At 67.9% G+C, this 23,844-nt stretch carries 30 protein-coding genes and 1 tRNA gene; 25 read left to right on the forward strand and 6 right to left on the reverse strand.

Features of this window, described 5'->3' with window-relative positions:
- The first annotated feature begins 3 nt into the window (after positions 1-3).
- The gene (mmsB, locus tag RTL41_RS11215) at positions 4-900 is read left to right on the forward strand and encodes a 3-hydroxyisobutyrate dehydrogenase (protein ID WP_312164362.1); all 897 of its coding nucleotides are present in this window, start codon (positions 4-6) and stop codon (positions 898-900) included.
- Positions 901-1,052: 152 nt separating this feature from the next.
- Complete coding sequence (hemA, locus tag RTL41_RS11220) at positions 1,053-2,282, forward strand: 5-aminolevulinate synthase (protein ID WP_312164364.1); 1,230 nt, start codon at positions 1,053-1,055, stop codon at positions 2,280-2,282.
- 114 nt (positions 2,283-2,396) lie between these two features.
- On the opposite strand, the gene RTL41_RS11225 is transcribed toward hemA, so the two are convergent.
- Positions 2,397-2,828, reverse strand: a complete 432-nt coding sequence (locus RTL41_RS11225) for a MucR family transcriptional regulator (protein WP_312164366.1) — start codon at positions 2,826-2,828, stop codon at positions 2,397-2,399.
- 188 nt (positions 2,829-3,016) lie between these two features.
- Between RTL41_RS11225 and glyA the strand changes: the two genes are divergently transcribed.
- From glyA to RTL41_RS11270, 9 genes are all read left to right on the forward strand, one after another.
- Positions 3,017-4,306 carry a serine hydroxymethyltransferase gene (gene glyA / locus RTL41_RS11230; protein ID WP_312164368.1) on the forward strand — a complete coding sequence of 430 codons (1,290 nt, stop codon included), beginning with the start codon at positions 3,017-3,019 and terminating at the stop codon, positions 4,304-4,306.
- A 42-nt stretch (positions 4,307-4,348) separates the two neighbouring features.
- Entirely contained in the window at positions 4,349-4,822 is a 474-nt protein-coding gene (gene nrdR / locus RTL41_RS11235; RefSeq protein WP_312164370.1) for a transcriptional regulator NrdR, read from the forward strand.
- Positions 4,812-5,462 carry a RibD family protein gene (locus RTL41_RS11240; protein ID WP_312164372.1) on the forward strand — a complete coding sequence of 217 codons (651 nt, stop codon included), beginning with the start codon at positions 4,812-4,814 and terminating at the stop codon, positions 5,460-5,462. Before nrdR ends, RTL41_RS11240 begins: the two co-directional genes overlap by 11 nt.
- Entirely contained in the window at positions 5,463-6,053 is a 591-nt protein-coding gene (locus RTL41_RS11245; protein WP_312164374.1) for a riboflavin synthase, read from the forward strand. It abuts the gene before it with no gap.
- A 30-nt stretch (positions 6,054-6,083) separates the two neighbouring features.
- Positions 6,084-6,548, forward strand: coding sequence for a 6,7-dimethyl-8-ribityllumazine synthase (gene ribH, locus RTL41_RS11250; RefSeq protein WP_312164377.1), 465 nt, complete (start codon positions 6,084-6,086; stop codon positions 6,546-6,548).
- The gene (gene nusB / locus RTL41_RS11255) at positions 6,545-7,003 is read left to right on the forward strand and encodes a transcription antitermination factor NusB (RefSeq protein ID WP_312164379.1); all 459 of its coding nucleotides are present in this window, start codon (positions 6,545-6,547) and stop codon (positions 7,001-7,003) included. The genes ribH and nusB overlap by 4 nt, the downstream gene beginning before the upstream one ends.
- Complete coding sequence (gene thiL, locus RTL41_RS11260; RefSeq protein WP_312164381.1) at positions 6,990-7,940, forward strand: thiamine-phosphate kinase; 951 nt, start codon at positions 6,990-6,992, stop codon at positions 7,938-7,940. The genes nusB and thiL overlap by 14 nt, the downstream gene beginning before the upstream one ends.
- Before the next feature lie 43 nt (positions 7,941-7,983).
- The gene (locus RTL41_RS11265) at positions 7,984-8,439 is read left to right on the forward strand and encodes a hypothetical protein (protein WP_312164383.1); all 456 of its coding nucleotides are present in this window, start codon (positions 7,984-7,986) and stop codon (positions 8,437-8,439) included.
- A gap of 215 nt (positions 8,440-8,654) precedes the next feature.
- Positions 8,655-10,781 carry a sodium-translocating pyrophosphatase gene (locus tag RTL41_RS11270; protein ID WP_312164386.1) on the forward strand — a complete coding sequence of 709 codons (2,127 nt, stop codon included), beginning with the start codon at positions 8,655-8,657 and terminating at the stop codon, positions 10,779-10,781.
- A gap of 75 nt (positions 10,782-10,856) precedes the next feature.
- Here the strand turns inward: RTL41_RS11270 and RTL41_RS11275 are convergent, their stop codons facing one another.
- Positions 10,857-11,348, reverse strand: a complete 492-nt coding sequence (locus RTL41_RS11275) for an outer membrane protein assembly factor BamE (protein WP_312164389.1) — start codon at positions 11,346-11,348, stop codon at positions 10,857-10,859.
- A 105-nt stretch (positions 11,349-11,453) separates the two neighbouring features.
- Between RTL41_RS11275 and RTL41_RS11280 the strand changes: the two genes are divergently transcribed.
- The 8 genes from RTL41_RS11280 (at position 11,454) to RTL41_RS11315 (ending at position 16,486) form a co-directional block, all read left to right on the forward strand.
- Positions 11,454-11,984, forward strand: coding sequence for a ubiquinol-cytochrome C chaperone family protein (locus tag RTL41_RS11280; protein ID WP_312164392.1), 531 nt, complete (start codon positions 11,454-11,456; stop codon positions 11,982-11,984).
- Positions 11,981-12,502, forward strand: coding sequence for a YceD family protein (locus RTL41_RS11285; RefSeq protein WP_312164394.1), 522 nt, complete (start codon positions 11,981-11,983; stop codon positions 12,500-12,502). Before RTL41_RS11280 ends, RTL41_RS11285 begins: the two co-directional genes overlap by 4 nt.
- 84 nt (positions 12,503-12,586) lie before the next feature.
- Positions 12,587-13,639: a phosphate acyltransferase PlsX gene (plsX, locus tag RTL41_RS11290; protein WP_312164396.1), complete on the forward strand. Its 1,053-nt coding sequence runs from the start codon at positions 12,587-12,589 to the stop codon at positions 13,637-13,639.
- Positions 13,640-14,620 carry a beta-ketoacyl-ACP synthase III gene (locus tag RTL41_RS11295; protein WP_312164399.1) on the forward strand — a complete coding sequence of 327 codons (981 nt, stop codon included), beginning with the start codon at positions 13,640-13,642 and terminating at the stop codon, positions 14,618-14,620. It begins immediately after the preceding gene.
- A gap of 155 nt (positions 14,621-14,775) precedes the next feature.
- Positions 14,776-15,078 (forward strand): integration host factor subunit alpha, encoded by a 303-nt coding sequence (locus RTL41_RS11300; protein ID WP_056019003.1) that lies wholly within the window; start codon positions 14,776-14,778, stop codon positions 15,076-15,078.
- A 13-nt stretch (positions 15,079-15,091) separates the two neighbouring features.
- On the forward strand, positions 15,092-15,505 hold the full coding sequence (locus tag RTL41_RS11305) for a MerR family transcriptional regulator (protein ID WP_312164403.1): 414 nt from the start codon (positions 15,092-15,094) through the stop codon (positions 15,503-15,505).
- An 89-nt stretch (positions 15,506-15,594) separates the two neighbouring features.
- Positions 15,595-15,671, forward strand: a tRNA-Pro gene (locus RTL41_RS11310).
- 179 nt (positions 15,672-15,850) lie between these two features.
- A complete protein-coding gene (locus tag RTL41_RS11315) occupies positions 15,851-16,486 on the forward strand; it encodes an outer membrane beta-barrel protein (RefSeq protein ID WP_312164405.1) in 636 nt (211 codons plus the stop codon).
- A 34-nt stretch (positions 16,487-16,520) separates the two neighbouring features.
- On the opposite strand, the gene RTL41_RS11320 is transcribed toward RTL41_RS11315, so the two are convergent.
- Both RTL41_RS11320 and RTL41_RS11325 read right to left on the reverse strand, forming a co-directional pair.
- Positions 16,521-16,718, reverse strand: coding sequence for a DUF2842 domain-containing protein (locus tag RTL41_RS11320; protein ID WP_312164407.1), 198 nt, complete (start codon positions 16,716-16,718; stop codon positions 16,521-16,523).
- A 39-nt stretch (positions 16,719-16,757) separates the two neighbouring features.
- Positions 16,758-17,006 (reverse strand): GlsB/YeaQ/YmgE family stress response membrane protein, encoded by a 249-nt coding sequence (locus RTL41_RS11325; RefSeq protein WP_312164409.1) that lies wholly within the window; start codon positions 17,004-17,006, stop codon positions 16,758-16,760.
- Positions 17,007-17,144: 138 nt separating this feature from the next.
- Between RTL41_RS11325 and RTL41_RS11330 the strand changes: the two genes are divergently transcribed.
- The gene (locus RTL41_RS11330) at positions 17,145-18,176 is read left to right on the forward strand and encodes a COX15/CtaA family protein (RefSeq protein ID WP_312164412.1); all 1,032 of its coding nucleotides are present in this window, start codon (positions 17,145-17,147) and stop codon (positions 18,174-18,176) included.
- Here RTL41_RS11330 and RTL41_RS11335 read toward each other — a convergent pair.
- On the reverse strand, positions 18,173-19,609 hold the full coding sequence (locus RTL41_RS11335) for an alkaline phosphatase PhoX (protein ID WP_312164415.1): 1,437 nt from the start codon (positions 19,607-19,609) through the stop codon (positions 18,173-18,175). The genes RTL41_RS11330 and RTL41_RS11335 overlap by 4 nt on opposite strands.
- Before the next feature lie 217 nt (positions 19,610-19,826).
- On the opposite strand from RTL41_RS11335, the gene rplM reads away from it, so the two are divergent.
- The 5 genes from rplM to RTL41_RS20880 all read left to right on the forward strand — a co-directional run bounded on the left by rplM (position 19,827) and on the right by RTL41_RS20880 (position 22,815).
- Complete coding sequence (rplM, locus tag RTL41_RS11340) at positions 19,827-20,300, forward strand: 50S ribosomal protein L13 (RefSeq protein WP_312164418.1); 474 nt, start codon at positions 19,827-19,829, stop codon at positions 20,298-20,300.
- A gap of 5 nt (positions 20,301-20,305) precedes the next feature.
- Entirely contained in the window at positions 20,306-20,776 is a 471-nt protein-coding gene (rpsI, locus tag RTL41_RS11345) for a 30S ribosomal protein S9 (protein ID WP_056019023.1), read from the forward strand.
- A gap of 92 nt (positions 20,777-20,868) precedes the next feature.
- Positions 20,869-21,849 carry an N-acetyl-gamma-glutamyl-phosphate reductase gene (gene argC / locus RTL41_RS11350; protein WP_312164421.1) on the forward strand — a complete coding sequence of 327 codons (981 nt, stop codon included), beginning with the start codon at positions 20,869-20,871 and terminating at the stop codon, positions 21,847-21,849.
- On the forward strand, positions 21,846-22,286 hold the full coding sequence (locus RTL41_RS11355) for a GNAT family N-acetyltransferase (protein WP_312164423.1): 441 nt from the start codon (positions 21,846-21,848) through the stop codon (positions 22,284-22,286). Before argC ends, RTL41_RS11355 begins: the two co-directional genes overlap by 4 nt.
- Positions 22,287-22,551: 265 nt before the next feature.
- Entirely contained in the window at positions 22,552-22,815 is a 264-nt protein-coding gene (locus RTL41_RS20880) for a peptide-methionine (R)-S-oxide reductase (protein WP_409418325.1), read from the forward strand.
- Positions 22,816-22,861: 46 nt separating this feature from the next.
- Here RTL41_RS20880 and RTL41_RS11365 read toward each other — a convergent pair whose 3' ends face one another.
- Positions 22,862-23,830 (reverse strand): alpha/beta hydrolase, encoded by a 969-nt coding sequence (locus RTL41_RS11365; RefSeq protein ID WP_312164426.1) that lies wholly within the window; start codon positions 23,828-23,830, stop codon positions 22,862-22,864.
- Between the last annotated feature and the right edge of the window lie 14 nt (positions 23,831-23,844).

Genomic DNA, 23,844 nt, shown 5'->3' on the forward strand with positions numbered 1-23,844 from the left:
GCCATGCGTATCGCGTTCATCGGACTGGGGAACATGGGCGGCGGCATGGCCGCCAACCAGGCCAAGGCCGGCCGGCAGGTGGCCGCCTTCGATCTGGCGGCCCCGGCGCTGGAACGCGCGGCGGCGGCGGGCTGCGCGCCCGCCGCGTCCGTCGCCGAGGCGGTCGGGGACGCCGATGCGGTGATCACCATGCTCCCGGCCGGTCCGCATGTCCGGAAGGTCTACGCCGAGGACATCCTTCCGCACGCGCCCCGGAGCGCGCTGCTGATCGACTGCTCGACCATCGACGTGGAGAGCGCCCGCGCCGTGGCCGAACAGGCCAAGACGCAAGGCTTCCGCTTCGCCGACGCCCCGGTCTCGGGCGGGGTGGCCGCGGCCGACGCCGGGACCCTGGCCTTCATGGTCGGCTGCGACGAGCCCGACTTCGCCGATGTCGAGGCGGTCATCCAGCCCATGGCCCGCGCCGTCATCCGCGCCGGCGACCACGGAGCAGGGCAGGCGGCCAAGATCTGCAACAACATGGTCCTGGGGATCTCGATGATCGGGGTCTGCGAGGCGATCGCCCTGGCCGAGAAGCTGGGCCTTGATCCGGAACGGTTTTTCGAGATCGCCTCGAAGTCGTCGGGCCAGTGCTGGTCGATCAGCAGCTACTATCCCTGGCCCGGGCCTGTGGAGGCCGCGCCGTCCAACCGCGGCTACCAGGGCGGGTTCGCGACCGCCATGATGCTGAAGGACCTGAAGCTGGCCCAGCAGGCCGCCGCGGCGTCCGGCGCGGCCACGCCGATGGGCGCCCAGGCCGAGGGACTCTATGCCCTATTTGACCGCCTCGGTTATGGAACTAAGGACTTTTCCGGAGTTCTTCAGATGTTGCGCGGTCGGCTAGACGAACTGCAAGCCTGATCACGGACGCTGAAAGTTCGTTAACGAAATCTGATCGATTGCGCATGACGAATTGTAGACAATCAGGGCCTGCGGCGCGATAAGCCGGCCAATTGCAAGGGGACCGCTCCGCGGCGCGAGATCGTCGAACGCCTCGGGCGGAATTCAAGTCTATGGATTACAAGAACGCCTTCGCCACCGCCCTCGAACAGATCCGTTCGGAAGGCCGCTATCGGGTGTTCGCCGACTTGAAGCGTCACCGCGGGCAGTTCCCGCGCGCGACCTGGACCCGCCCGGACGGCGCTCAGTCCGACGTCGTGGTCTGGTGCTCCAACGACTATCTCGGCCAGGGCGAGAACCCCATCGTCACCGACGCCATGCACCAGGCGATCGACGAGGCCGGCGCCGGCTCGGGCGGCACCCGCAACATCTCGGGCACCACGCATTACCACGTCGAGCTCGAGCATGAGCTCGCCGACCTGCACGGCAAGGAAGCGGCGCTGCTGTTCACCTCGGGCTACGTCTCGAACGAGGCTTCGCTCTCCACGCTCTACAAGATCCTGCCTGGGCTGATCATCTTCTCTGACGAGCTGAACCACAACTCGATGATCTCCGGCATCCGCGCCGGCGGCCGCGAGCGCCGTCGGGTGTTCCGCCACAACGATCTGGCCCACCTGGAAGAACTGCTGGCCGCCGCGCCGGCCGACGCGCCCAAGGTCATCGCCTTCGAGAGCGTCTACTCCATGGACGGCGACATCGCCGACATGGCCGGCACCGTGGCGCTGGCCAAGAAGTACGGCGCGATGACCTATCTCGACGAGGTCCACGCGGTCGGCATGTACGGCCCGCGCGGCGCCGGCGTGGCCGAGCGTGACGGCGTGATGGACCAGATCGACATCGTCGAGGGCACGCTGGGCAAGGCGTTCGGCGTCATGGGCGGCTACATCGCCGCCGACGCGGTGATCGTCGACGCGATCCGCAGCTACGCCGACGGCTTCATCTTCACCACCTCGATCCCGCCGGCCCTGGCCGCCGGGGCGGTGGCCTCGATCCGGTATCTGAAGCAGCACAACGAGGTCCGCGAGGCTCACCAGGAGCGCGCCGCCACCCTGAAGGCCCGCCTGCGCAAGGCGGGGCTGCCGGTGATGGACTCGGTCAGCCATATCGTGCCGGTGCTGGTGGGCGACGCGGTCCACTGCAAGATGATCTCGGACATCCTGCTCGACGAGCACGGCATCTACGTGCAGCCGATCAACTATCCGACCGTGCCGCGCGGCACCGAGCGGCTGCGCTTCACGCCCTCGCCGGCCCACACGGACGAGATGATGGACGCCCTGGCCGACGCGCTGGAGAAGCTCTGGGTCCACTGCAACATCGCCCGCGTCGGCGGGCAGGCGGCTTAAGGTTCGTCCTTGCCGCCAGCGCCGGGCGGGCGCATACCCGCCTGAACTCGAAGTCTTCGGAGATCCTGCGGGTTCGCTGATCAAGTCAAACCAAGGGCGGCCAGGCCGCCCCGCCTATTTCCCGCGACGCACGCCTCGGCCCAGGCCGATCTGCTTGGCGAAGTCGGACCTGCGCGCCGCATAGGCCGGCGCGACCATCGGATAGTCGGGCGGCAGGCCCCAGCGGCGACGGTAGTCCTCGGGACTCATGTCGTAGCGCGAGCGCAGGTAGCGCTTGAGCATCTTCAGCTTTTTGCCGTCTTCGAGACAGACGATGTAGTCGTGCTGGATCGAACGGCCGATGGGGACAGCGGGCCGCGGCTTCTCTTCGGGGACGGGGGCCGGACCCTTGCCGAGGCCTTCGAGCGCGCCGTACACGGACCTGATGATTTCCGGCACCGCCTCGGCGGCGACGGCGTTGCGGCTGACATAGGCGGCGACGATATCGGCCCCAAGCCGCATCAATTCCTCGCCCGAACGAACCTCGGGCTCGGCTTCAATACTCATTCAGGACCCCCTGAGAACGCAATGACAAGCGAAGCGGGCGCGCGGACGCGGGCCCCTCCGTGGGGTTTGCAACGTCGTACGCAGAAGAATGTTCCATGCCGTTGGATCGCAGGTCCGATGGCGCTAAAGAGCGCATCACGAGGCGCTCAGCCCACTTCCGCCTCCCTGGTTTCCCGAAAGGCCCGCCCATGACCGTCCATGCACAAACCCCCGCAGACGCCTTCTTCTCGTCCAGCGTCGCCGAAACCGACAAGGACATCGCCGCCGTGCTGGGCGGGGAACTGAAGCGCCAGCAGGACCAGATCGAACTGATCGCGTCCGAGAACATCGTCTCCAAGGCGGTGATGGAGGCGCAGGGCTCGGTCCTGACCAACAAGTACGCCGAGGGCTATCCGGGCAAGCGCTACTACGGCGGCTGCGAAGTCGTCGACGTGGCCGAGCAGATCGCCATCGATCGCGCCAAGCAGATCTTCGGCTGCGAGTTCGCCAACGTGCAGCCGCACTCCGGCAGCCAGGCGAACCAGGCGGTGTTCATGGCCACCATGAGCCCGGGCGACACCTTCATGGGCATGGACCTGTCGGCGGGCGGGCACCTGACCCATGGCAAGAACGTGAACCAGTCGGGCAAGTGGTTCCGTCCGGTGGCCTATGGCGTGCGCCAGCAGGACCACCTGATCGACTACGACATGGCCGCCGAGGTCGCCCTGGCCGAGAAGCCGAAGGTGATCATCGCCGGCGGCTCGGCCTATAGCCGCCACATCGACTTCGCGCGGTTCAAGGAGATCGCCGACAGCGTCGAAGCCCTGCTGATGGTCGACATCGCCCACTATGCGGGCCTGGTCGCCGGCGGCGTCTATCCGAACCCGTTCCCGCACGCCGACATCGTCACCACCACCACGCACAAGACCCTGCGCGGCCCGCGCGGCGGCATGATCCTGACCAACTCCAAGAAGCTGGCCAAGAAGATCGACTCGGCGGTGTTCCCCGGCCTGCAGGGCGGTCCGCTGATGCACGTGATCGCCGCCAAGGCCGTGGCGTTCGGCGAGGCGCTGAAGCCCGAGTTCAAGCAGTACGCCCGCCAGGTGGTCGACAACGCCCGCGCGCTGTCCGACAGCCTCCAGAGCGCCGGCTTCAAGATCGTCTCCAACGGCACCGACAGCCACCTGATGCTGGTCGACCTGACGCCCAAGGGCGTGTCGGGCTCCGACGCCGAGGTCGCCCTGGAGCGTGCTCACATCACCACCAACAAGAACGGCATCCCGTTCGATCCGCTGCCCCCGATGCAGACCTCGGGCCTGCGCGTCGGCACGCCGGCCGGCACCACCCGCGGCTTCGGCCCGGGAGAATTCCGCCAGATCGGGACCTGGATCGGCGAGGTCCTCGATGGTCTTGCCAAGGGCGGCGACAACAGCGCCGTAGAAGCCAAGGTCCGCGACGAAGTGCTGGCGTTGACGAAACGCTTCCCCATCTACAGCTAGTCCCTGTATCTAGGGGTCTGGTTGGCCGGAAGGGGCTAGATCATGCGGTGCCCGTTCTGCGGCCACGCCGAAAGTCAGGTCAAGGATAGCCGCCCGTCGGAAGACGGCGCGGCCATCCGTCGTCGTCGTCTCTGCCCGGAGTGCGAGGGTCGTTTCACGACCTTCGAACGCGTCCAACTGCGCGAGCTGACCATCGTCAAGCGCTCGGGCCGCCGCGCCCCGTTCGACCGCGACAAGCTGGCGCGCTCGATCGCCCTGGCGACCCGCAAGCGGCCGATCGAGCCCGACCGGATCGAGAAGATGATCTCGGCGATCGTCCGGCAGCTCGAAAGCATGGGCGAGACCGAACTGCCCTCGTCGGTGGTCGGCGAACTGATCATGAAGCATCTCAAGGGCCTCGATGACGTGGCCTATGTCCGCTACGCCTCGGTCTATCGGGATTTCCGCGAGGCCGGCGAGTTCGCGACCTTCCTGGGCCAGGAGGGCCTGAACGACGGCGACGAGGATGGGCGCTAGCGTCACCCTCAAGCTGGCCACCTCGCTCGACGGTCGGATCGCCACCGCGACCGGCGAGAGCCGCTGGATCACGGGCCCGCAGGCGCGCAAGGCGGTGCATCAGTTGCGCGCCGGGCATGACGCGGTGCTGGTGGGGGTCGAAACCGCCCTGGCGGACGATCCCGAACTGACGGTGCGGCTGGAGGGCTGGAACGGTCCGCAGCCGGCGCGGGTCGTGCTCGACAGCCGCCAGCGCCTGGCCGACGACTGCAAGCTGGTGGCCACGGCCCGGGAGATCCCGACCTATCTGATCGCCACCACGCCGCCCGAGCCCCGCCTGGTGCAGGCTGGCGTTCGGGTGCTGCAGGTCCACGCCGTTGGCGACGAGCGCCCGGAATTGCGTGACGTCGTGGAAACCCTGGCGAGAGAGGGCCTGCAGCGGCTGTTCGTCGAAGGCGGCGGGCAGGTGGCGGGAAGCTTCCTGCGCTGTGGCCTGGTCGATCGGATCGAGTGGTTCCGCGCGCCGATGGTCATTGGCGGCGAAGGCCGGCCTGGGATCGGCGCGCTGGCGCTGAGCGCCCTGGCCGACGCCCCGCGGCTGCGCCGAGTTGAAATCCGCGAGGTCGGGGACGATCTCTGGGAGCGTTACGAGAGGATCTGAATGTTCACCGGCATTGTCACCGACGTGGGTCGCCTGCGCGCCGTCCGCGAGACCAATCGCGACCTTCGCTTCGAGGTCGAGACCAGCTTCGACCTGTCGACGATCGACATGGGCGCCTCGATCAGCCACGCCGGCTGCTGCCTGACCATCGTCGAGAAGGGCGATAACTGGTTCGCCGTCGAGATTTCCGGCGAGACCCTGGGCCTCACCACGCTGGGCGCGTGGAAGGAAGGCGACCCGATCAATCTGGAGCGGGCCGCGCGGGTCGGCGACGAACTGGGCGGGCACATCGTCTCCGGCCACGTCGACGGCGTCGGCGAGGTGATCTCCGTCGAGTCCGAAGGCGGCTCCCATCGCGTGAAGGTTCGCGTTCCGAAGCCTCTGCACCGCTTCGTCGCGCCCAAGGGCTCGATTACGGTCGACGGCGTTTCGCTGACCGTGAACGAGGTCGAGGACGACGTTTTCGGGGTGAATCTGATCCCCCACACCTGGGACGTGACCACGCTGGGCCGGCTGAAGCCCGGCTCCAAGGTCAATCTCGAGATCGACATGCTCGCTCGCTATCTCGCACGCTGGCGAGAAACGGCCTAAAGGGTCCGTCCAAACAGAGACTGGAGCCCCATGCTCGAAGACAAAATTCGCATCCTGATCGTCGAGGCCCGCTTCTACGACGATCTGGCCGACGAGATGCTGAAGGCCGCGGCCGACGTGATCACCGCGCACGACGCGGAATACGACGTGATCAGCGTGCCCGGCGCGCTGGAGATTCCGGGCGCGATCGCGGTGGCGGAGGAGGGCGGTCACCGTCCCGCCGGCAAGCGCTACGACGGCTATGTCGCGCTGGGCACGGTGATCCGCGGCGAGACCTATCATTTCGAGATCGTCTCGAACGAGTCGGCGCGCGGCATCATGGACCTGACGGTCGGCAAGCGGCTGGCGATCGGCAACGGCATCCTGACCGTCGAGGACGAGGACCAGGCCTGGGCGCGCGCCAGGGCCAGCGAAGGTGACAAGGGCGGCGGCGCGGCCCGCGCCGCGCTCGAGATGATCGCCCTGAAGCGCCAACTGCTCGGACAAGGCCGATGAGCCGCAGCCAACGTTCCGTCGCCCGTCTGGCGGCGATCCAGGCCCTCTATCAGATGGAGGTTTCCGGGGTCGGCGTGGAAGCGGTGATCCGCGAGTTTTCGGACCATCGTTTCGACCGCACGCTGGAAGGCGACATCGAGGGCGAGGGCGCGACCCTGGCCGCCGCCGACGAGGCCTTCTTCGCCGACCTGGTGCGCGGCGTCGTCGAGCATCAGCGCGAGATCGACGCCGCCGTCGTCAAGCGCCTGGCCGCCAACTGGCGGCTGGAGCGGCTGGACGCCACGGTGCGCGCCATCCTGCGCTCTGGCGTGTTCGAGCTCTCGCACCGTCCCGACGTCCCTACCGAGGTGGCGATCGACGAGTATGTCGAGCTGACCAAGTCCTTCTTCGAGGGCCCCGAGGCCGGCTTCGTGAACGGGGCGCTGGACGCGGTGGCCCGCGATGTCCGGGGCTGACGACGCCCCTGACGATCTGCCCGACGAGTTCGGGCAGATCGCTCGCCTCTATCGCCCTCTGACCCGCGGCGCGCCCGAGGCGTTCGACCTGCTGGACGATGCGGCGGCGATCCCGTCGCGGCCGGGCTTCGATCTCGTCATCACCAAGGACGCGATGGTCGAGGGCGTGCACTTCCTGGCTGGCGAGGCCCCAGACCTGATCGCGCGCAAGCTGCTGCGGGTGAACCTGTCGGACCTGGCCGCCAAGGGGGCCGAGCCCTACGGCTATTTCCTGGCTGTCGCCTGGCCCAGGGACTTCGACTGGCCAGCGCGGCAGGCCTTTGCGGCCGGCCTGGCGGCGGATGGCGAGGCGTTTGGCCTGGCGCTGCTCGGCGGCGATACGGTCTCGACGCCGGGGCCCCTGACGCTGTCCCTGACCATGCTGGGCTGGGTTCCGGCCGGGCGGATGATCCGCCGGGCCGGCGCCAGGCCCGGCGACCTGGTCATGGTGTCGGGGACCATCGGCGACGGCTGGCTGGGCCTGGCGGCGGCGCGCGGCGAGCTCCCGGACCCGGACGGGTATCTGGCCGGGCGCTATCGGCTCCCCAGCCCGCGCCTGGATCTGCGCGAGGTGCTGGCGGCCCAGGCCAGCGCGGCGGCCGATGTTTCCGACGGCCTGGTCGCCGATGCGCGCCACATCGCCAGGGCCAGCGGCGTTCGGCTGCGCCTGGAACTCGAGCGCCTGCCGCTGTCCGACGCCGCGAGAGCCTGGTCGAACGGCGCCGCGGGGCTGGCGGCGCTGGCCAGCGGGGGCGATGACTACGAGATCGTGTGCACCGGCCCGTCGCCGATCCCCGGGCTGACCGTGATCGGCGACGTCGTGGCCGGCGAGGGGGTCGAGGTCCGGGCGGCTGGCGCGCTCGTCGATGTCGGCGCGGGCGGCTGGCGGCATCTCTGACGCTCAAGCTTCCGGAAACCCGCCTGCTGTAAGGCTGGTCGCCATGATCCGCCGCGCCGTCATCGCCAGTCTTCTCGCCCTGGCCGCCGCGCCGGCCCGGGCGGCCGCGCCGCCCGAGGACGCGCAGAAGGACATCGGCCAGTATGTCGACGTCTCGCCGGTCGCGATCCCGATCCTGGCCGAGGGATATCTGGTCAACTACGTCTTCGTGACCATCAGGGTGAACCTGACCTCCGGCGCCAACGCGTCGAAGTGGCGGAGCAAGGAGCCCTATTTCCGCGACGCCCTGGCCCGTCTGGGACACCGGACCTCGTTCGCCAAGCCCGGGGACTACGCCTCGATCGATGCGCCCCGCCTGATCGCGGCCTTTCAGCGTGAAGCGGTGGCGATCGCTGGCAAGGACGTGAAGGGCGTGGTGATCACCGCCCAGACCGCCAAGCAGCAGCGCGGACTGCCCAGACCGGGGCCCAGGACCCCCAGGCCCGAGATCCAGCCCTAGAAAAGCGGCGCACAAGCCGCCTGTCGCCGCGTCACCATGGTCAAGGGGGCGTTGCACGCATGCGTTACAACTGGCAACGTCTCGACCATCAATAAGGAGCGGCGGATCAACGACGCTCTGCTTGAGGGAAAACGACAGGGGCCTGGAGCGTCGAGCACCGCCCAATCGTGGGCGGCGACCGGCGTCTTCGCGCAATCGATAGGGGCGCTTAGAACATGAGTCTTACGCTTACGCTGGTGATCACCGCCGGCCTGCTGGCGGTGCTCTACGGCATCGTGCGAACCGCACAGTTGTTGCGGGCTTCACCCGGTAGTCCACGCATGCAGGAGATCGCCGCGGCGATCCAGGAAGGCGCGCAGGCCTATCTGCGGCGTCAGTACACCGCCATCGGCATCGTCGGGATCGTGGTCCTGGTCGCCGCGGCCATTCTGATCGGGCCGCTGGCCGCGGTCGGGTTCGCGATCGGCGCGGTCCTGTCGGGCGCGGCGGGTTTCATCGGCATGCTGATCTCCGTCCGTGCGAACGTGCGCACGGCCCAGGCCGCGTCCGAAGGCCTGGCCAAGGGGCTTTCGCTGGCGTTCCAGTCGGGGGCCATCACCGGCATGCTGGTGGCGGGCTTCGCCCTGATCGGCGTCGCCGGCTACTACGCGATCCTGATCGGGCCGCTCGGGCATGAGAACACCAGCCGCGAAGTGGTCGACTCGCTGGTCGCCCTGGGCTTCGGCGCCTCGCTGATCTCGATCTTCGCCCGTCTCGGCGGCGGGATCTTCACCAAGGGCGCCGACGTCGGCGGCGACATGGTCGGCAAGGTCGAGGCCGGCATTCCGGAAGACGACCCCCGCAACGCCGCGACCATCGCCGACAACGTGGGCGACAATGTCGGCGACTGCGCCGGCATGGCCGCCGACCTGTTCGAGACCTATGCGGTCACCACCGTGGCGACCATGGTGCTGGCGGCGATCTTCTTCCGCGGCACGGACGTGGTGAGCAGCATGATGCTGCTGCCGCTGGCCATCTGCGGTGTCTGCATCGTCACCTCGATCATCGGCACCTTCGGCGTGCGGCTGGGCAAGTCCAACAACATCATGGGCGCGCTCTACCAGGGCCTGATCCTGACCGGCGTGCTGTCGGTGGCGGCGATCTACTGGGTGGTGACCACGCTGGTCACCGGCCCGGTCACCGTCGGCGACAAGACCTTCGACGCCACGAGCCTGTTCTGGTGCGGCATCACCGGCCTGGTGGTCACGGCGCTGATCGTGGTGATCACCGAGTACTACACCGGCACCGGCTTCCGGCCGGTGAAGTCGGTCGCCAAGGCTTCGGTCTCCGGTCACGGCACCAACGTGATCCAGGGCCTGGCCATGTCGCTGGAATCCACCGCCGCGCCGGCCCTGGTCATCGTGGTCGGGATCATCGTGGCCCATGGCCTGGCCGGCCTGTTCGGCATCGCCATCGCCACGACGGCCATGCTGTCCCTGGCGGGCTTCATCGTCGCCCTGGACGCCTTCGGCCCGGTCACCGACAACGCCGGCGGCATCGCGGAAATGGCCGGCCTGCCGCCGGAAGTCCGCGTCACCACCGATGCCCTCGACGCGGTCGGCAACACCACCAAGGCGGTGACCAAGGGCTACGCCATCGGTTCGGCCGGCCTCGGCGCCCTGGTGCTGTTCGCGGCCTATACCGAGGATCTGAAGTACTTCGCGGCCAACGCGGCGCCGGGCTCGTTCTTCGACGGACTGGGCGCGGTCGCCTTCGACCTCTCCAACCCCTACGTGGTCGTCGGCCTGCTGATTGGGGGGCTGTTGCCCTTCCTGTTCGGCGGGATGTCGATGACCGCCGTGGGCCGGGCCGCCGAGTCGGTCGTCGCCGAGGTGCGGCGGCAGTTCAGGGAGAACCCCGGCATCATGACCGGCGAAGTCAAGCCGGAGTACGGCCGCGCGGTGGACATCCTGACCAAGGCGGCGATCAAGGAGATGATCGTTCCGTCGCTGCTGCCGGTGTTCTCGCCGATCGTGCTGTTCATCATCATCAACCTGATCGCCGGCAAGGTGAACGCCTTCGCCAGCCTGGGCGCCATGCTGATGGGGGTGATCGTCACCGGCCTGTTCGTCGCCATCTCGATGACCTCGGGCGGCGGCGCCTGGGACAACGCCAAGAAGCTGATCGAGGAAGGTCACTACGGCGGGAAGGGCTCCGAGGCCCACAAGGCCGCGGTCACCGGCGACACCGTCGGCGACCCCTACAAGGACACGGCGGGTCCCGCCGTGAACCCGATGATCAAGATCACCAACATCGTGGCTCTGCTGCTGTTGGCGGTCCTGGCGCAGGGCGTGGTCGGCTAGACCCCGCGGCATCGCAAAAACGAGAAAGCCCCGGAGACTCTCCGGGGCTTTTTTGTTCGGCGCTTCGACGTCGTCCTAGCGACGGTCGCCCGGGCGCGACCCGGGAATGCCTTCGTCGTCGGAGTTGGGCAGCATGCCGCCGCGGCCGACGTTGCCCAGCAACTGCTCGAGAATCGTCAGCTCGCGGCCCCGAGTCGGGGTCTCGCGGCCGTTGAAGGCGATGACCTTGCCGTCCTTCAGCGTCATGGTGTCGACGGTTTTCACCACCTCGCTGTCCTTGTCGAAGGTCACCGCGACCACGTTGCGCGAGGTGACGATGGGGCGGCGGAACGCCACACGCTCCTTCACCTGGTCGATGTAGAACCAGACGTTCGGATCGAAGGTCGAGGTCGCCGACGGCGATCCGAGATTGGCGCGGACGGTCGATTTCGTATCGGTTCCGACCTTCACATCCCTCGGGTTGGCCTCGATGGCCTGGAAGCCGGAGTAGGTCGTAATAGGCGCACAGGCGGTGGCCGAGGTCAGCAGACCAGCGGCAAGTGCGACATAGGCGACGCGGCGAAACATGTGCGGACCGGACCTGTTCAATTCTTCGAGGCTTTGACCTATCGCTCGCCGCCCCTTAGTTCAATGCCGCCTGTATCTACGCCTGACGGCGAAATCGAGGCCGACATGTTTCTGGACCGCTTCTTCCGCCCTCGCACGACCCTGGCCATGGGCCAGAAACTGTACGCCGGGGTCGTGGCGCAGGCGCGCACGCCCGCGCTCTACGAGGCCTACGGGGTCCCCGATACGGTCGAGGGCCGATTCGAGCTCTACACCGTTCATGTCTTCCTCCTGCTCGACCGGTTGCGGGGGCAGGGGAGCCGGGCCGCCGAGACTTCGCAGGCGCTCTTCGACACCTATCTCGGCGCGCTGGACGACGCCCTGCGCGAGATGGGCGTCGGCGACCTCTCGGTCGGCAAGAAGATGCGCAAGCTCGGCGAAGCCTTCTACGGCCGGGTGAAGTCCTATGAGTCGGCCTTCGCGGCCCTGCCGCAGACCGACCACCTGCACGCCCTGCTCGGCCGCACCGTCTATGCGCAGGGGGGCGCGGAGAACGTGGCCAAGCTCGGCGAATACGTCTTGCGGCAACGCGCCGAACTGGCCCAGCAGAAGCTTGAGGGCCTGCTCGAGGGGCAAGCGGCCTGGAGCGCGGCATGAGCGCCTGGAAACATACGGTCCGGCTCGCGGACCTCGCGCGCGGCCCGGTGAGCGTCACGCTCGAGCCGGACGCCGAGACGCGAGCCGTGCTCGCCAAGGAGCTTGGCCTGGAGAGCCTGCCTGCGCTCACCGCACGGCTGACGGTTCGCCCGTGGCTGGACGGCGCCGAGATCAACGGGCGCTTCAAGGCGCGGGTCGAGCAGATCTGCGGCGTGACCCTCGACCCCTTCGAGTCGGAACTGGACGGCGACGTCGCGGTGCGGGCCGTCCCGACCGGCAGCCCCAATGCGCCGGCCGAATCGGCGGGGGGCGAGGTTGAAATGGACCTGGATGCGCCCGATCCGCCCGACGTCCTGGCCACAGACGAACTCGATCTCGCCGGCTATCTGGTCGAGCACCTGGCCCTGGAGATCGATCCCTTTCCCCGCAAGCCGGGAGCAGAGTTCGACTACACTCCGGATGCTCCCGAGGAATCTCCTTTCGCCGTTCTCAAGCGCCTGAAGGACGATGGTGCGTGATCGGCTCATTGTTTGCATCGGGGCGCCTCGGGTCATATCCTGACCTGGCTTGCGGCGCGACGCTGTGAGGAGTTAAGCAGCGCCGTGACGAGATCCCTAGCCATTTCGATTGATGCAATGGGGGGCGACCACGGCCCCTCGGTCGTGGTTCCCGGCGTCGCCCGTGCGGCGGCCGAGGCGCCGACCTTGCGCTTCCTGCTGCATGGCGACCAGGAGGCCATCTCCTCGGAACTCGCCAAGCACGCCGCCCTCAAGGACCGAGTCGAAATCCGCCATGCCGAGCGCGTGGTGGCGATGGACGAAAAGCCCGCCCAGGCCCTGCGCCGCGGCAAGGGCACCTCCATGTGGTCGGCGATCGAGTCGGTGAAGGCCGGCGAGGCGCAGGGCGCGGTGTCCGCGGGCAACACCGGCGCCCTGATGGCGATTTCGCTGCTGCTGCTGCGCATGAGCGTGGACGTCGAGCGGCCCTGCCTGGTGGTCGGGTGGCCGGGGGTGAGGGGAATCACCACGGTCCTGGACGTCGGCGCCAATGTGGATTGCGACGCCGAACGCCTGGTGGAGTTCGCGATCCTGGGCGAGGCGTTTCACCGCGCCGCGCACGGCGTGGCGCGGCCGACGGTCGGCCTGCTCAACGTCGGCTCCGAAGACATGAAGGGCCATGAGGAGGTGCGTCAGGCGCACGCCATCCTGCGCTCGGGCAAGTTTGACCTGGACTATCGCGGCTTCGTCGAAGGGGACGAGCTCTCGCAGAACAAGGTCGACGTCGTCGTCACCGATGGCTTCACCGGCAATATCGCCTTGAAGACCGCCGAGGGCACGGCGAAGTACCTGGGCGGCGAACTGCGGGCGGCGCTGACCGGCACCCTGACCTCCAAGCTGGGAGCGCTGATGGCGCGCTCCGGCCTGCTGAAATTCCGTGAGAAGCTAAGTCCCGACGCTGCGGCGCCTCTGCTTGGCCTCAATGGCGTGGTGGTGAAGAGTCATGGCGGCGCCTCCGACCGGGATATCGCCGCCGCGATCCGCATGGCCTCGAAACTCGCTCAAAGCGACTTCGCAGCGGAGATCGAACGGAATATGACGCGGCTCACCGCCGCGGTGGCCGAACAACAGCCGCCGGCCGTGGATGGAGCCGCCTGAGTGACCAAAGTTCTGCGTAGCGTCGTGACCGGAGTCGGAGGCTATCTGCCCGACGAGATCGTCACCAACAACGACCTGGCCAAGTTCGTCGACACCTCCGATGAGTGGATCGTCGAGCGCACGGGCATCCGCCAGCGCCACCGCGCCGCCAAGGACCAGCCGGTTTCGGACCTTGCCGTCGAGGCGGCAAGGCGGGCGCTGGAAGCGGCGGGCAAGACGCCGGCGGACGTGGACCTCATCATCGTCGCGACCACGACCCCCGACCTGACCTTCCCGGCGACGGCGACGATCGTACAGCGCAAGCTGGGGTGTCCGGTCGGGATCGCGTTCGACGTCCAGGCGGTCTGCTCGGGCTTCGTCTATGCGCTCTCCACCGCCGACGGCTTCGTCGGGCGCGGGCGTTCGAAGTGCGCGCTGGTCATCGGCGCGGAGACCATGACCCGCCTGATGGACTGGACCGACCGCGGCACCTGCGTGCTGTTCGGCGACGGCGCCGGGGCGGTCGTTCTGGAGCCGCAGGAAGGCGAGGGGACCACGGCGGATCGCGGCCTCCTGGGGTTCGCGCTGCGGGCCGACGGCGCCAAGCAGGATCTGCTGTTCGTGGACGGCGGGGTTTCGACCAACGGCCAGGTCGGTCACCTGCGGATGCAGGGCAACCAGGTCTTCCGCCACGCGGTCGTGAACATTTCCGAGGCGATCTTCGCCGCCGCCGCCGACGCCGGAGTCGAGATCGCAGAGGTCGATTGGTTCATTCCCCATCAGGCCAACCAGCGCATCCTCGAAGGGGTCGCCAGGCGGGTGGGCATCCACGAATCAAAGGTCATTTCGACGGTCGCCGAGCATGCGAACACCTCGGCCGCATCGATTCCGCTGGCCTGGTGGAAGGGCGTCCAGGATGGGCGCATCAAACCTGGTCAGATGCTGCTGCTCGAGGCGATGGGCGGCGGGCTGACCTGGGGCGCCTGCGTCGTCCGGCTATAGCGCCTGTTGCGAAGCACTTGCGTCTTCAGCGCGTAGGCGCGAGGGTGCGAGTGCGGACGATCAATCCGCTGAAGTCTTTGACCTGACGTGACAATCGGGTAGTGACGGCAGAACGACTAATAGAGTAACGGTGTTTTTTCGGGGTAGGGGCGTTCATGAAAGGCGCTACTGTGACGCGGGCCGACCTGTGCGAGGCGGTTCATGAGGAAGTGGGGCTGACCCGGCAGGATTGTTCCGAGCTGGTTGAGCGGACGCTGGAACTCATGGCCCAGGCTCTCGAAAAGGGCGAGCAGGTGAAACTTTCGGGATTCGGGGTCTTTCAGGTGCGTGAAAAGCGCGCCCGCATGGGCCGCAATCCCAAGACCGGGGAGCCCGCTGCGATCGAGCCGCGCCGGGTGATCGGCTTCCGAGCCTCCCAGGTCATGAAGGCGCGGGTGGACCGCGCCCTGGCGAAGTGAGGAAGGCGGCCAAGTGGCCAAAGGTCCGGACGCCTTTCGGACGATCTCAGAAGCAGCCGACGAGCTGAACGTGCCGCAGCATGTGCTGCGGTTCTGGGAGACCAAGTTCTCCTTCATCAGGCCGATGAAGCGAGCGGGCGGGCGGCGTTTCTACCGCCCGCAGGACATCGCGGTGCTGCGCGGCGTGCGCGCGCTGCTGCATGACGCAGGCTACACCATCAAGGGCGTGCAGAAGCTGCACAAGGAACAGGGGCTGAAGCGCCTGCTGGCCGCGGCCGACGGCGACATCGGCCCGCGCCCGGAAGGGCTGGCCCTGGACCTCGCCAACAGCGACCTGACCGAGGAAGGCCGCGAGCGGCTGCTCTTCGCCCTGGACGATCTTCAGAGCGCCAAGCGTCGCCTGGACGCCTTGCTGGACAAGGGCTGAGGCCAGCCTAAGGGACGTGATCGTCCCTCGACCTCGAAATACAGCTTGCCCGCCGTGCGCAAGTGGTTAGAAGGGCCGCTCGCCGATGTCGGAGCGTGGCGCAGCCTGGTAGCGCACTTGACTGGGGGTCAAGGGGTCGCAGGTTCGAATCCTGTCGCTCCGACCATCGGCGATACGGCCTTTCGCAGCCGTTCCTCCTGAAAAATTCCATGCCGCTAAGTCCGCCCCGCGCGGGCGAGACCTCGTGCGCGTAAAAATTGTAGAAATCGGTGAGCTACCACCTGGCATTGAGATTCAATTAACCATCCGCCCCGATCTTGCGCGCCATTGATTGGGAGGGAACACATGAACCTTAAGCTTTGCGCCGGCGTCGCCGGAACCGTCGTCCTGGCCGCCTCGAGCGCCATGGCGCAGTCGTCCGTGCCGGTGGGCTCGTACGTGCAGGTCAACCTGGGCGCCGGCGTCGCCGGCCAGACCGAGGTCAGCGTCTCGTCGCCGACCGGCTCCGGCTCGCAGGACGCGGACGTCGACGCCGGCTTCTTCGGCAGCGTCGCGGTCGGGCGCAACTTCGACAACAATGTCGCGGTGGAAGCCGAGCTGCTCTACGGCAAGAACGACATCGACACGGCCGATATCGACCGGGTTCTCGGCTTCAATCTGGACGCCTCGGTGAAGACCACCGCCGTGATGGCCAACGTCTACTACAATGTCGGGGGCCTGGGCCCGATCAACGCGCGGATCGGCGCGGGCGTCGGCTACGGGCAGTCGGAATACGAACTGCTGGGCGAAAGCGACAAGGGCGACGGCGTGATGTGGCAGGTGCTGGTCGGCGGCGCCTATCCGATCAACGACAAGGTCAGCCTGGACGTCGGCTACCGCTACCTGCGCGCGCCGGAATACGAATTGTCCGATGCCGGGACCAAGGTGAGCGCCGAAACCGGGGCTCACGTGGTGACGCTCGGCGCCCGCTTCGGCTTCTAGTCGCCGGCGAAAGGCCGCCCGGCGACGGGCGGCCTCAACGGCCGCGGTTCATCCAGGAGATCAGCGGCAGGATCGGCACGCCCCAGGCGAGCCCCCCGATGCCGTAGAACGCCAGCTTGGCCGCCCAATGGTCAGGCAGGCGCTCCCCGATCATCGTCAGCAGCCAGGCATAGAAGCCCAGGAAGACGACGATGCCGATGCCGCCAATGAATTTCCGGACGCGCGCGCTCATGCCCCTGCCTATAGGCGCCAGCGCGCGCGCCGTCACGTCCTAGCGCCTTTTGATGAGGCCCAGGAGAAACAGAAGCACGATCGCGCCGAGGGTGGCGACGATGAAGCTGCCGATCCAACCTCCGAAGCTGAAGCCGACAAGCCCGGCGATCCAGCCGCCGAGCAACGCCCCGACCACCCCGACAAGCAGGTTGGTCAGCAACCCGTGATCACGTTTCATCACCTTCTCGGCGACGAAGCCTGCGGCGATGCCGATGACGATCCACCCGATGATACCCACGCCCTGCATAGTTTGACCCTCCGGTTGAGTTCCACTCACCAAATGCGGTCAAGCTTCCGTGGTTCCGCCCCCCGAGCATGGACCTTAGGCGCGATCTCCGATAGCGGATCGCCGTAAGAACGCCCTGAAGAGCCTGCACCTTAAGTCATGACCTCGTTTCTTCGTTCAGACCGGTCGCGCCCGGTCGCGGTTTGGCTGTTCATCGTGGCCGCCCTGGTGCTGGCGATGGTGGTCGTCGGCGGGGCGACCCGCCTGACGGATTCCGGCCTTTCGATCACCGAGTGGAAGCCCGTCACCGGCGCCCTGCCGCCGATGTCGGCTGAGGACTGGGCCCAGGAGTTCGCGCGGTACAAGGAGATCCCGCAGTACCAGCAGGTGAACCAGGGCATGAGCCTGGAGGCCTTCAAGGCCATTTACTGGTGGGAGTGGAGCCATCGCCTGCTGGGCAGGCTGGTGGGCGCCGCGTTCGCCCTGCCGTTCGCCTATTTCCTGATCCGCCGCGAACTGCCCAGGCGCCTGGTCATCCGCTGCGCCGGGCTGTTCGTGCTGGGCGGCCTGCAGGGGGCCGTCGGCTGGTGGATGGTCGCCAGCGGCCTGGTCGACCGCGTCTCGGTCGCGCCCGAGCGCCTGGCCATCCACTTGGGCCTGGCCTTCGCGCTGCTCGGCGCGCTGGTCTGGACGGCGCTCGACGCCTGGTCCGGCGCGCCTCGGCAGACGGTGCCTAGCCCCTGGACCAAGGGCGCCTGGTTGCTGATCGGCCTGATCTTCTTCCAGATCCTGCTGGGCGCGCTGGTGGCCGGCAACGACGCCGGCTTGGTCTACAACGACTGGCCGTTGATGAACGGGGCCCTGTTCCCCAAGGAATATGCAGGCGAGGGGCTATGGGCGACGCTGGCCCACAGCCAGGCGGCGGTGCAGTTCAACCACCGGATCGTCGCCTATCTGCTGACGCTCGTCGGCCTGGCCATGGCCTGGGTGGCGACCCGCTCGCGCTACTTGCCGGCCGAGGCCAAGACCCTGGCCCTGGCCACCGGCGGCGCGATCGTCCTGCAGGCGCTGCTGGGGATCGTCACCCTGGTGGCCGCGGTCCCGGTCTGGCTCGGCATGGCCCACCAGGTGACCGCCGCCCTGGTGCTGTCGCTGGCGGTGGCCTTCGCCTGGCGGGTGCGTCGTCCCTAGGCCCTGAACGCCTTCCACGGCCCGGTGATCGCGAGCGTGCAGCCGGGCGTGTAGATGTTGACGAACAGGGTCGAGCCGTCGGGCGAGAAGCAGGCGCCGGCCAGTTCCGACGTGCCCCGGACCTTGGCGCCCGGCAGGGTCTGGGCGTTGCGGCCGAGCGTGTAGATCTGGCCTTGCGGCGTGATGGCCCGCAGATAGTTGCTGCCGCCGATCTTGTCCTCGCAGGTCACGATATGGCCCCACGGCGCGATGGCCAGATTGTCGGCCATTTCCATCGTCCGGATGTCCGAGGGCTCGACGAAGAGCTGCAGGCGTCCTGGGGCGTCGGCTTCGCCGGCCTGGCCCTCATGGGCGCTCGGCACGTAGCGCATGACCTGGCCGTGGAACTTCGGGCCGCCGCTGATGCAGGTGAAATAGAGCTCGCCCTGGCCGAAGAAGACGCCTTCGCCGCGCGCGAACCAGGAGGCCCCGGCGGCATTGCCGCGTTGGCGCAGGTCGGTGTCGGGATTGTCCACGCCGTCCAGGTCGATCCAGCGGACGTTGCGCCAGTCGCCCTGTTTCCAGGAGACCGCGTCCCAGTTTCGCGGGTCGCCCTCGCCGACGACGGCCAGGGCCTGGAGCTTGCCGCCGGCGTGGAGCTTGCGGCGGTCGTTCGGCAGGTAGCGGTAGAACAGGCCTTTGCCGTCCACCTCGTCCTCGGTCAGGTAGACGACGCCGGTGCGCGGGTCGATGGCGCAGGCCTCGTGCTTGAAGCGGCCCATGCCGGTGATCGCGACCGGCTCGGCCAGGCCGCGCAGGGCCGAGGGGACCTCGAACACCCAGCCGTGATCCTTCTTCACGCCCTGGCCGGCCTTCACCACCGTCTCCTCGCAGGTGAGCCAGGAGCCCCAAGGGGTGACGCCGCCGGCGCAGTTCACCGCCGAGCCGGCCAGGCTCAGGTGCTGGGCCTTCAGCTCGCGCGACTTGAGGTCGTAGATCAGGGTGCTCGTGCCGCCGCCCAGCGGCAGGCCGTCGATGTCGGTGTCATAGAGGCTGGCGGCCGCCACCTTCGACGCCAGGCCGCGGTCCTCGCCGAAGGCGGTGATCTTCAGATCGCGGGGCGGGGGGCTGATCTCGTGGTTGCGGACCAGGGCCACCCGGTTGCGGCCGGCCGGGAAGCAGCCCATGCCGTCCATCTTGCCCGCGGCCACCAGGCCGTCGTCCATCCTGTCCCCGGCGCGCGAGATCACCTTGTAGGAGAAGCCCTCGGGCAGGTCGAAAATCTCGGCCGGGTCGCGGCGCAGCGGGCCGTAGCCGGCGACTTCGCTGGCGTAGCCGGGATTGGAATAGCCCTCCGCATCGGCGGTGATCTGGGCGTTGGCGTAGCGCGCCAGGCCGGCGAAGGCGGCTGAGGCGGCTGCGGTCTGGAGGAACTGACGGCGGGACGCGAACATGAAGGGGTTTCCAGCTAGGCCTCGGGACGAGAGGCGACCATAGAAGCTGGACCGCGAAATCCGACGGTATTATAATACCTAAGCCGGGAAAGCCTTATCCGGTAACGATTTGCGGCTTGTCGCGCGCAAACAGTGTTGACAGGGGCGCGGTAACCCCGTACTAGCCGCGCCCTCGCCGGGACCTTTCTCGTCCCGCCAACCTAACGGACCCGTTCCCATGATGAAGACGACGGCTTCGCTGAAGCCCGCCGACGTCGAGAAGAAGTGGATCGTGATCGATGCAGAGAACGCCGTCGTCGGCCGTCTCGCTTCGTTCATCGCCATGCGTCTTCGCGGCAAGCACCGCCCGGACTACACCCCGCACGTCGATTGCGGCGACTATGTCGTCGTGGTCAACGCCGACAAGGTGAAGTTCACCGGCAAGAAGCTGCAGGACAAGACCTACTACTGGCACACCGGTTATCCGGGCGGCATCAAGGAACGCACCGCGGACAAGATCCTCGGCGGCAAGTATCCTGAGCGCATCCTGGAAAAGGCCGTCGAGCGCATGCTGCCCAAGGAAAGCCCGCTGGCCCGCAAGCAGATGACGCACCTGCGCATCTACAACACCGGCGAGCATCCGCACGAAGCGCAGAACCCCGAGACCATCGCGTTCGCTTCGCTGAACGCCAAGAACGTGCGGAGCCTGTAAGACAGATGTCCGAGACCCAAGGTTTCGAGGCCCTGCAAGGCCTCTCGTCCAACCCGCAAGCCGCGCCGGCCGAGCCGAAGATCGACGCTCAAGGCCGCGCCTACGCCACCGGCAAGCGCAAGAACGCCATCGCCAAGGTCTGGATCAAGCCCGGCAAGGGCACGATCACGATCAACGGCCGCGACCAGGAAGTGTATTTCGCTCGCCCGGTGCTGCGCATGATGATCGCCCAGCCGTTCCAGGTCACCGATCGCGTCGGCCAGTTCGACGTCATCGTTTCGGTCGAAGGCTCTGGCCTGTCGGGCCAGGCCGGCGCCATCCGCCACGGCCTGTCCAAGGCCCTGACCTACTACGAACCGGCCCTGCGTCCGGTCCTGAAGCCGCACGGCTTCCTGACCCGCGACAGCCGCGTCGTCGAGCGTAAGAAGTACGGCAAGGCCAAGGCCCGCCGCAGCTTCCAGTTCTCGAAGCGCTAAGAGCTGCGCGAGCAATCGCGTTTGGGAAGGGCGCTTCGGGAAACCGAGGCGCCCTTTCTGCTGTTTGATCCACCCGTTCTGGATTTCCGACCATGGCCCACACAGTCTTCATCGATGGCGAAGCCGGCACCACCGGCCTGCAGATCCGGCAGCGGCTGGCCGAGCGCCGCGACCTGGAAGTCGTGTCGATCGACCCGGCCAAGCGCAAGGATCCGGCCGCCCGGGCGGAGCTGCTGAACGGGGTCGACGTCGCCATCCTCTGCCTGCCCGACGAGGGGGCCAGGGAAGCGGTGGCGATGATCACCAACCCGGCGGTCAAGATCGTCGATCCGTCGACGGCGCATCGGGTGTCGCCCGACTGGGTGTTCGGCTTTCCGGAATGGAAGCCCGGCCACCGCGACGCGATCCGGGCTTCGAAGCGGGTGACCAATCCAGGCTGCTGGTCGACGGGCTTCATCGCCCTGATGGCGCCGCTGGTGCGCGACGGCCTGGCGCCGACGGACTGGCCGGTCAGCGTGCACGGGGTTTCGGGCTATTCGGGCGGCGGGCGCAGCCTGATCGAGGAGTTCGAGCAGCAGGCGCCGCCGGCCGGCACGCGCGACGCCTATCGCGGCTATGGCCTGACGCTGAGCCACAAGCACCTGCCCGAGATGGTCGCCTATACCGGCCTGGCCAACACGCCGTTGTTCTCGCCGGCGGTCGGCCGCTACGCCCAGGGCATGCTGGTGGAGATCCCGCTGCACCTGAACATGATGCCCAAGGCGCCCAGCCTGAAGGACCTGCGCGAGAGCCTGGCCGGCGCCTACGAGGGCGAGGCCTTCGTGGAGGTGGCGTCGGAAGCCGAGTGCGCCGAACTCCAGGCCGCGCGGGCCGGGGCCGCCGCCTATGTCGCGGCGCTGGACCCCGAGGCGCTGAACGGCACCAACCGCATGAAGCTGTTCGTGTTCGGGGCCGAGGGCCGCGGGCAGGCGCGCCTGATCGCGGTGCTCGACAACCTGGGCAAGGGCGCCTCGGGCGCGGCGGTCCAGAACCTCAACATCATGCTCGGCCTGCCGGAAGGCGAAGGGCTGTGAACCTGCGCAGGGCCGCAGTCGCCGATGCCGAGACCTGTGCGATGATCCAGAGGGAGGCCAATCTGGCGTCCCTGCCGTTCCTGCCCGCCGATCCGGATGTCACCGGCGCGGTTCAGTTCTTCGGGACTGTTCTGATACCCGAGAACGAGACCTGGATTGCGGAGGTTGACGGCCAGCCCGTGGCCTATGTCGCCTTCCATCCGGGCTGGCTGGAGCATCTCTATGTGCTGCCGGGCCATCAGGGGCGTGGGATCGGTCCGGTCCTCCTGGCCAAGGCCCTGGAGGACGGGTCCGCGCGCGAGCTCTGGACGTTCCAGAAGAACGCCAGGGCGCGGAAATTCTACGAGGATCGTGGTTGGGTTCTGGTCGAGCTGACCGACGGTCAGGGAAATCGCGAAAAGGAACCGGATGCGCGTTACGCCTGGGCCGGGCCCTGAGCTTGCATCCGACTCGCGGCGGGCGTCGTATTCCTCTGCATGAGCAAGATCGACCGCCGCGCCTTTCTGATGGGCTCAGCCCTGGCCTGCGTTCCGGCGCTCGCCGGCGCCGCCACGGACCCCTATGCCGCCTCGCCCTGGCGCAAGCTTACCGACGCCGACTGGCGCAGGCGCCTGGACACGCCGACCTACAACGTCCTTCGCAAGGAGGCGACCGAGATGGCCGGGACCAGCCCCCTCAACAAGGAAAAGCGGAAGGGGACCTATGTCTGCGCCGGTTGCGCCCTGCCGCTGTTCATCTCGGAACTGGAAGTTCGAGAGCGGGACGGGGTGGCCGAGCTTCTACACCGCGATCAAGGGCGCGCTCGGCAAGAAGACCGACTTCGCGATCGGCGTGCCGCGGACGGAATATCATTGCGCCCGCTGCCTGGGACACCAGGGCCACGTGTTCCCGGACGGCCCGCGTCCGACCGGCCTGCGCTACTGCAACAACGGCGACGCCTTGAGGTTCGTACCCGCCAGGGCGTGAGCGGCAGGGAGGGATTGCAGCAACCGTCCCGTTGGCGGGCCTATCGTCATGTTTGCGGCGCGATCTTCCCGGAACCTGCCGATCGCTCGATCGCGGCCAGCACGTGGTCGACGCCGCGCAGCACGGCGTCCGAATGGGTGAGGCCGAGCAGGGTGGCGTGCTGGGCGGCGGGCTCGTTCTCGTAGTAGCCGGCGCGGGAGTTGCGCTCGGGCGCGCGGCGGGCCGTGTTCCAGCCGGCCATCAGCTCTGCATTACCGGCCGTGATCACCGCCACCGGCCAGTCCGGATCGAGGGGAACGGCGGCGGCCTGCACCGCCCCCTGCGGCCAGACCATCACCTCGTCGGCGGCGGTGCGGGCGTGGCGGCCGGAGACGAAGGCGTGGCGTTTCTCGGCCTTGCCCTGCGGCGGCAGGCCGATGCGGTCGCCCATGTAGTAGGCGATCTTCGAGAGACCGAGACTGCCGGCGAGCGCGCTGACGCGGCCCACGGCCTGGACGCCGCTCAGGAAGCGCTGCGCCTGGGGATTTTCGGCCATCTCCGGCGTGGTGGCCTCGAGCAGGACGAGCCCGGCCACCTGGTCGGGATGGCGGCCCGCATAGAGGCGGATGTGCTGGCCGGCCATCGAATGGGCCATGAACACGAAGGGGCCGGTTTCGCCCGAGGCCGCGATCAGCCTGGCGAGGTCGGCGACGATGGCGGCGCTGTCGCGGGGTTTGGGGCCCGGATCGGAGAAGCCCATGCCGGCCCGGTCATAGGCGCAGGACCGAAGGCCCTTGGCCGCCAGACGCTGCTGGATGGCGGCGAAGTCGGCCGCCAGGCCCCAGGCGCCGGCCTCCATCCAGATCACCGGCTGGTCGGTCTTGGGGCCGACGCAGACCAGCCGCAGCTTGCGGCCGCCGATGTCGACGAGGCGGCCGCTCGGCTCGAAGGGTCCGGAAAGGGCGACGAGCGCGAAGCCCGCGCCGATCCATAGGGCCAGCAACGCCGCCAGCCCCAGCACGACCGCCTTGATCATCTCGCCCCCGAACG

Source organism: Phenylobacterium sp. (assembly GCF_031984885.1).
GTDB lineage: Bacteria > Pseudomonadota > Alphaproteobacteria > Caulobacterales > Caulobacteraceae > Phenylobacterium.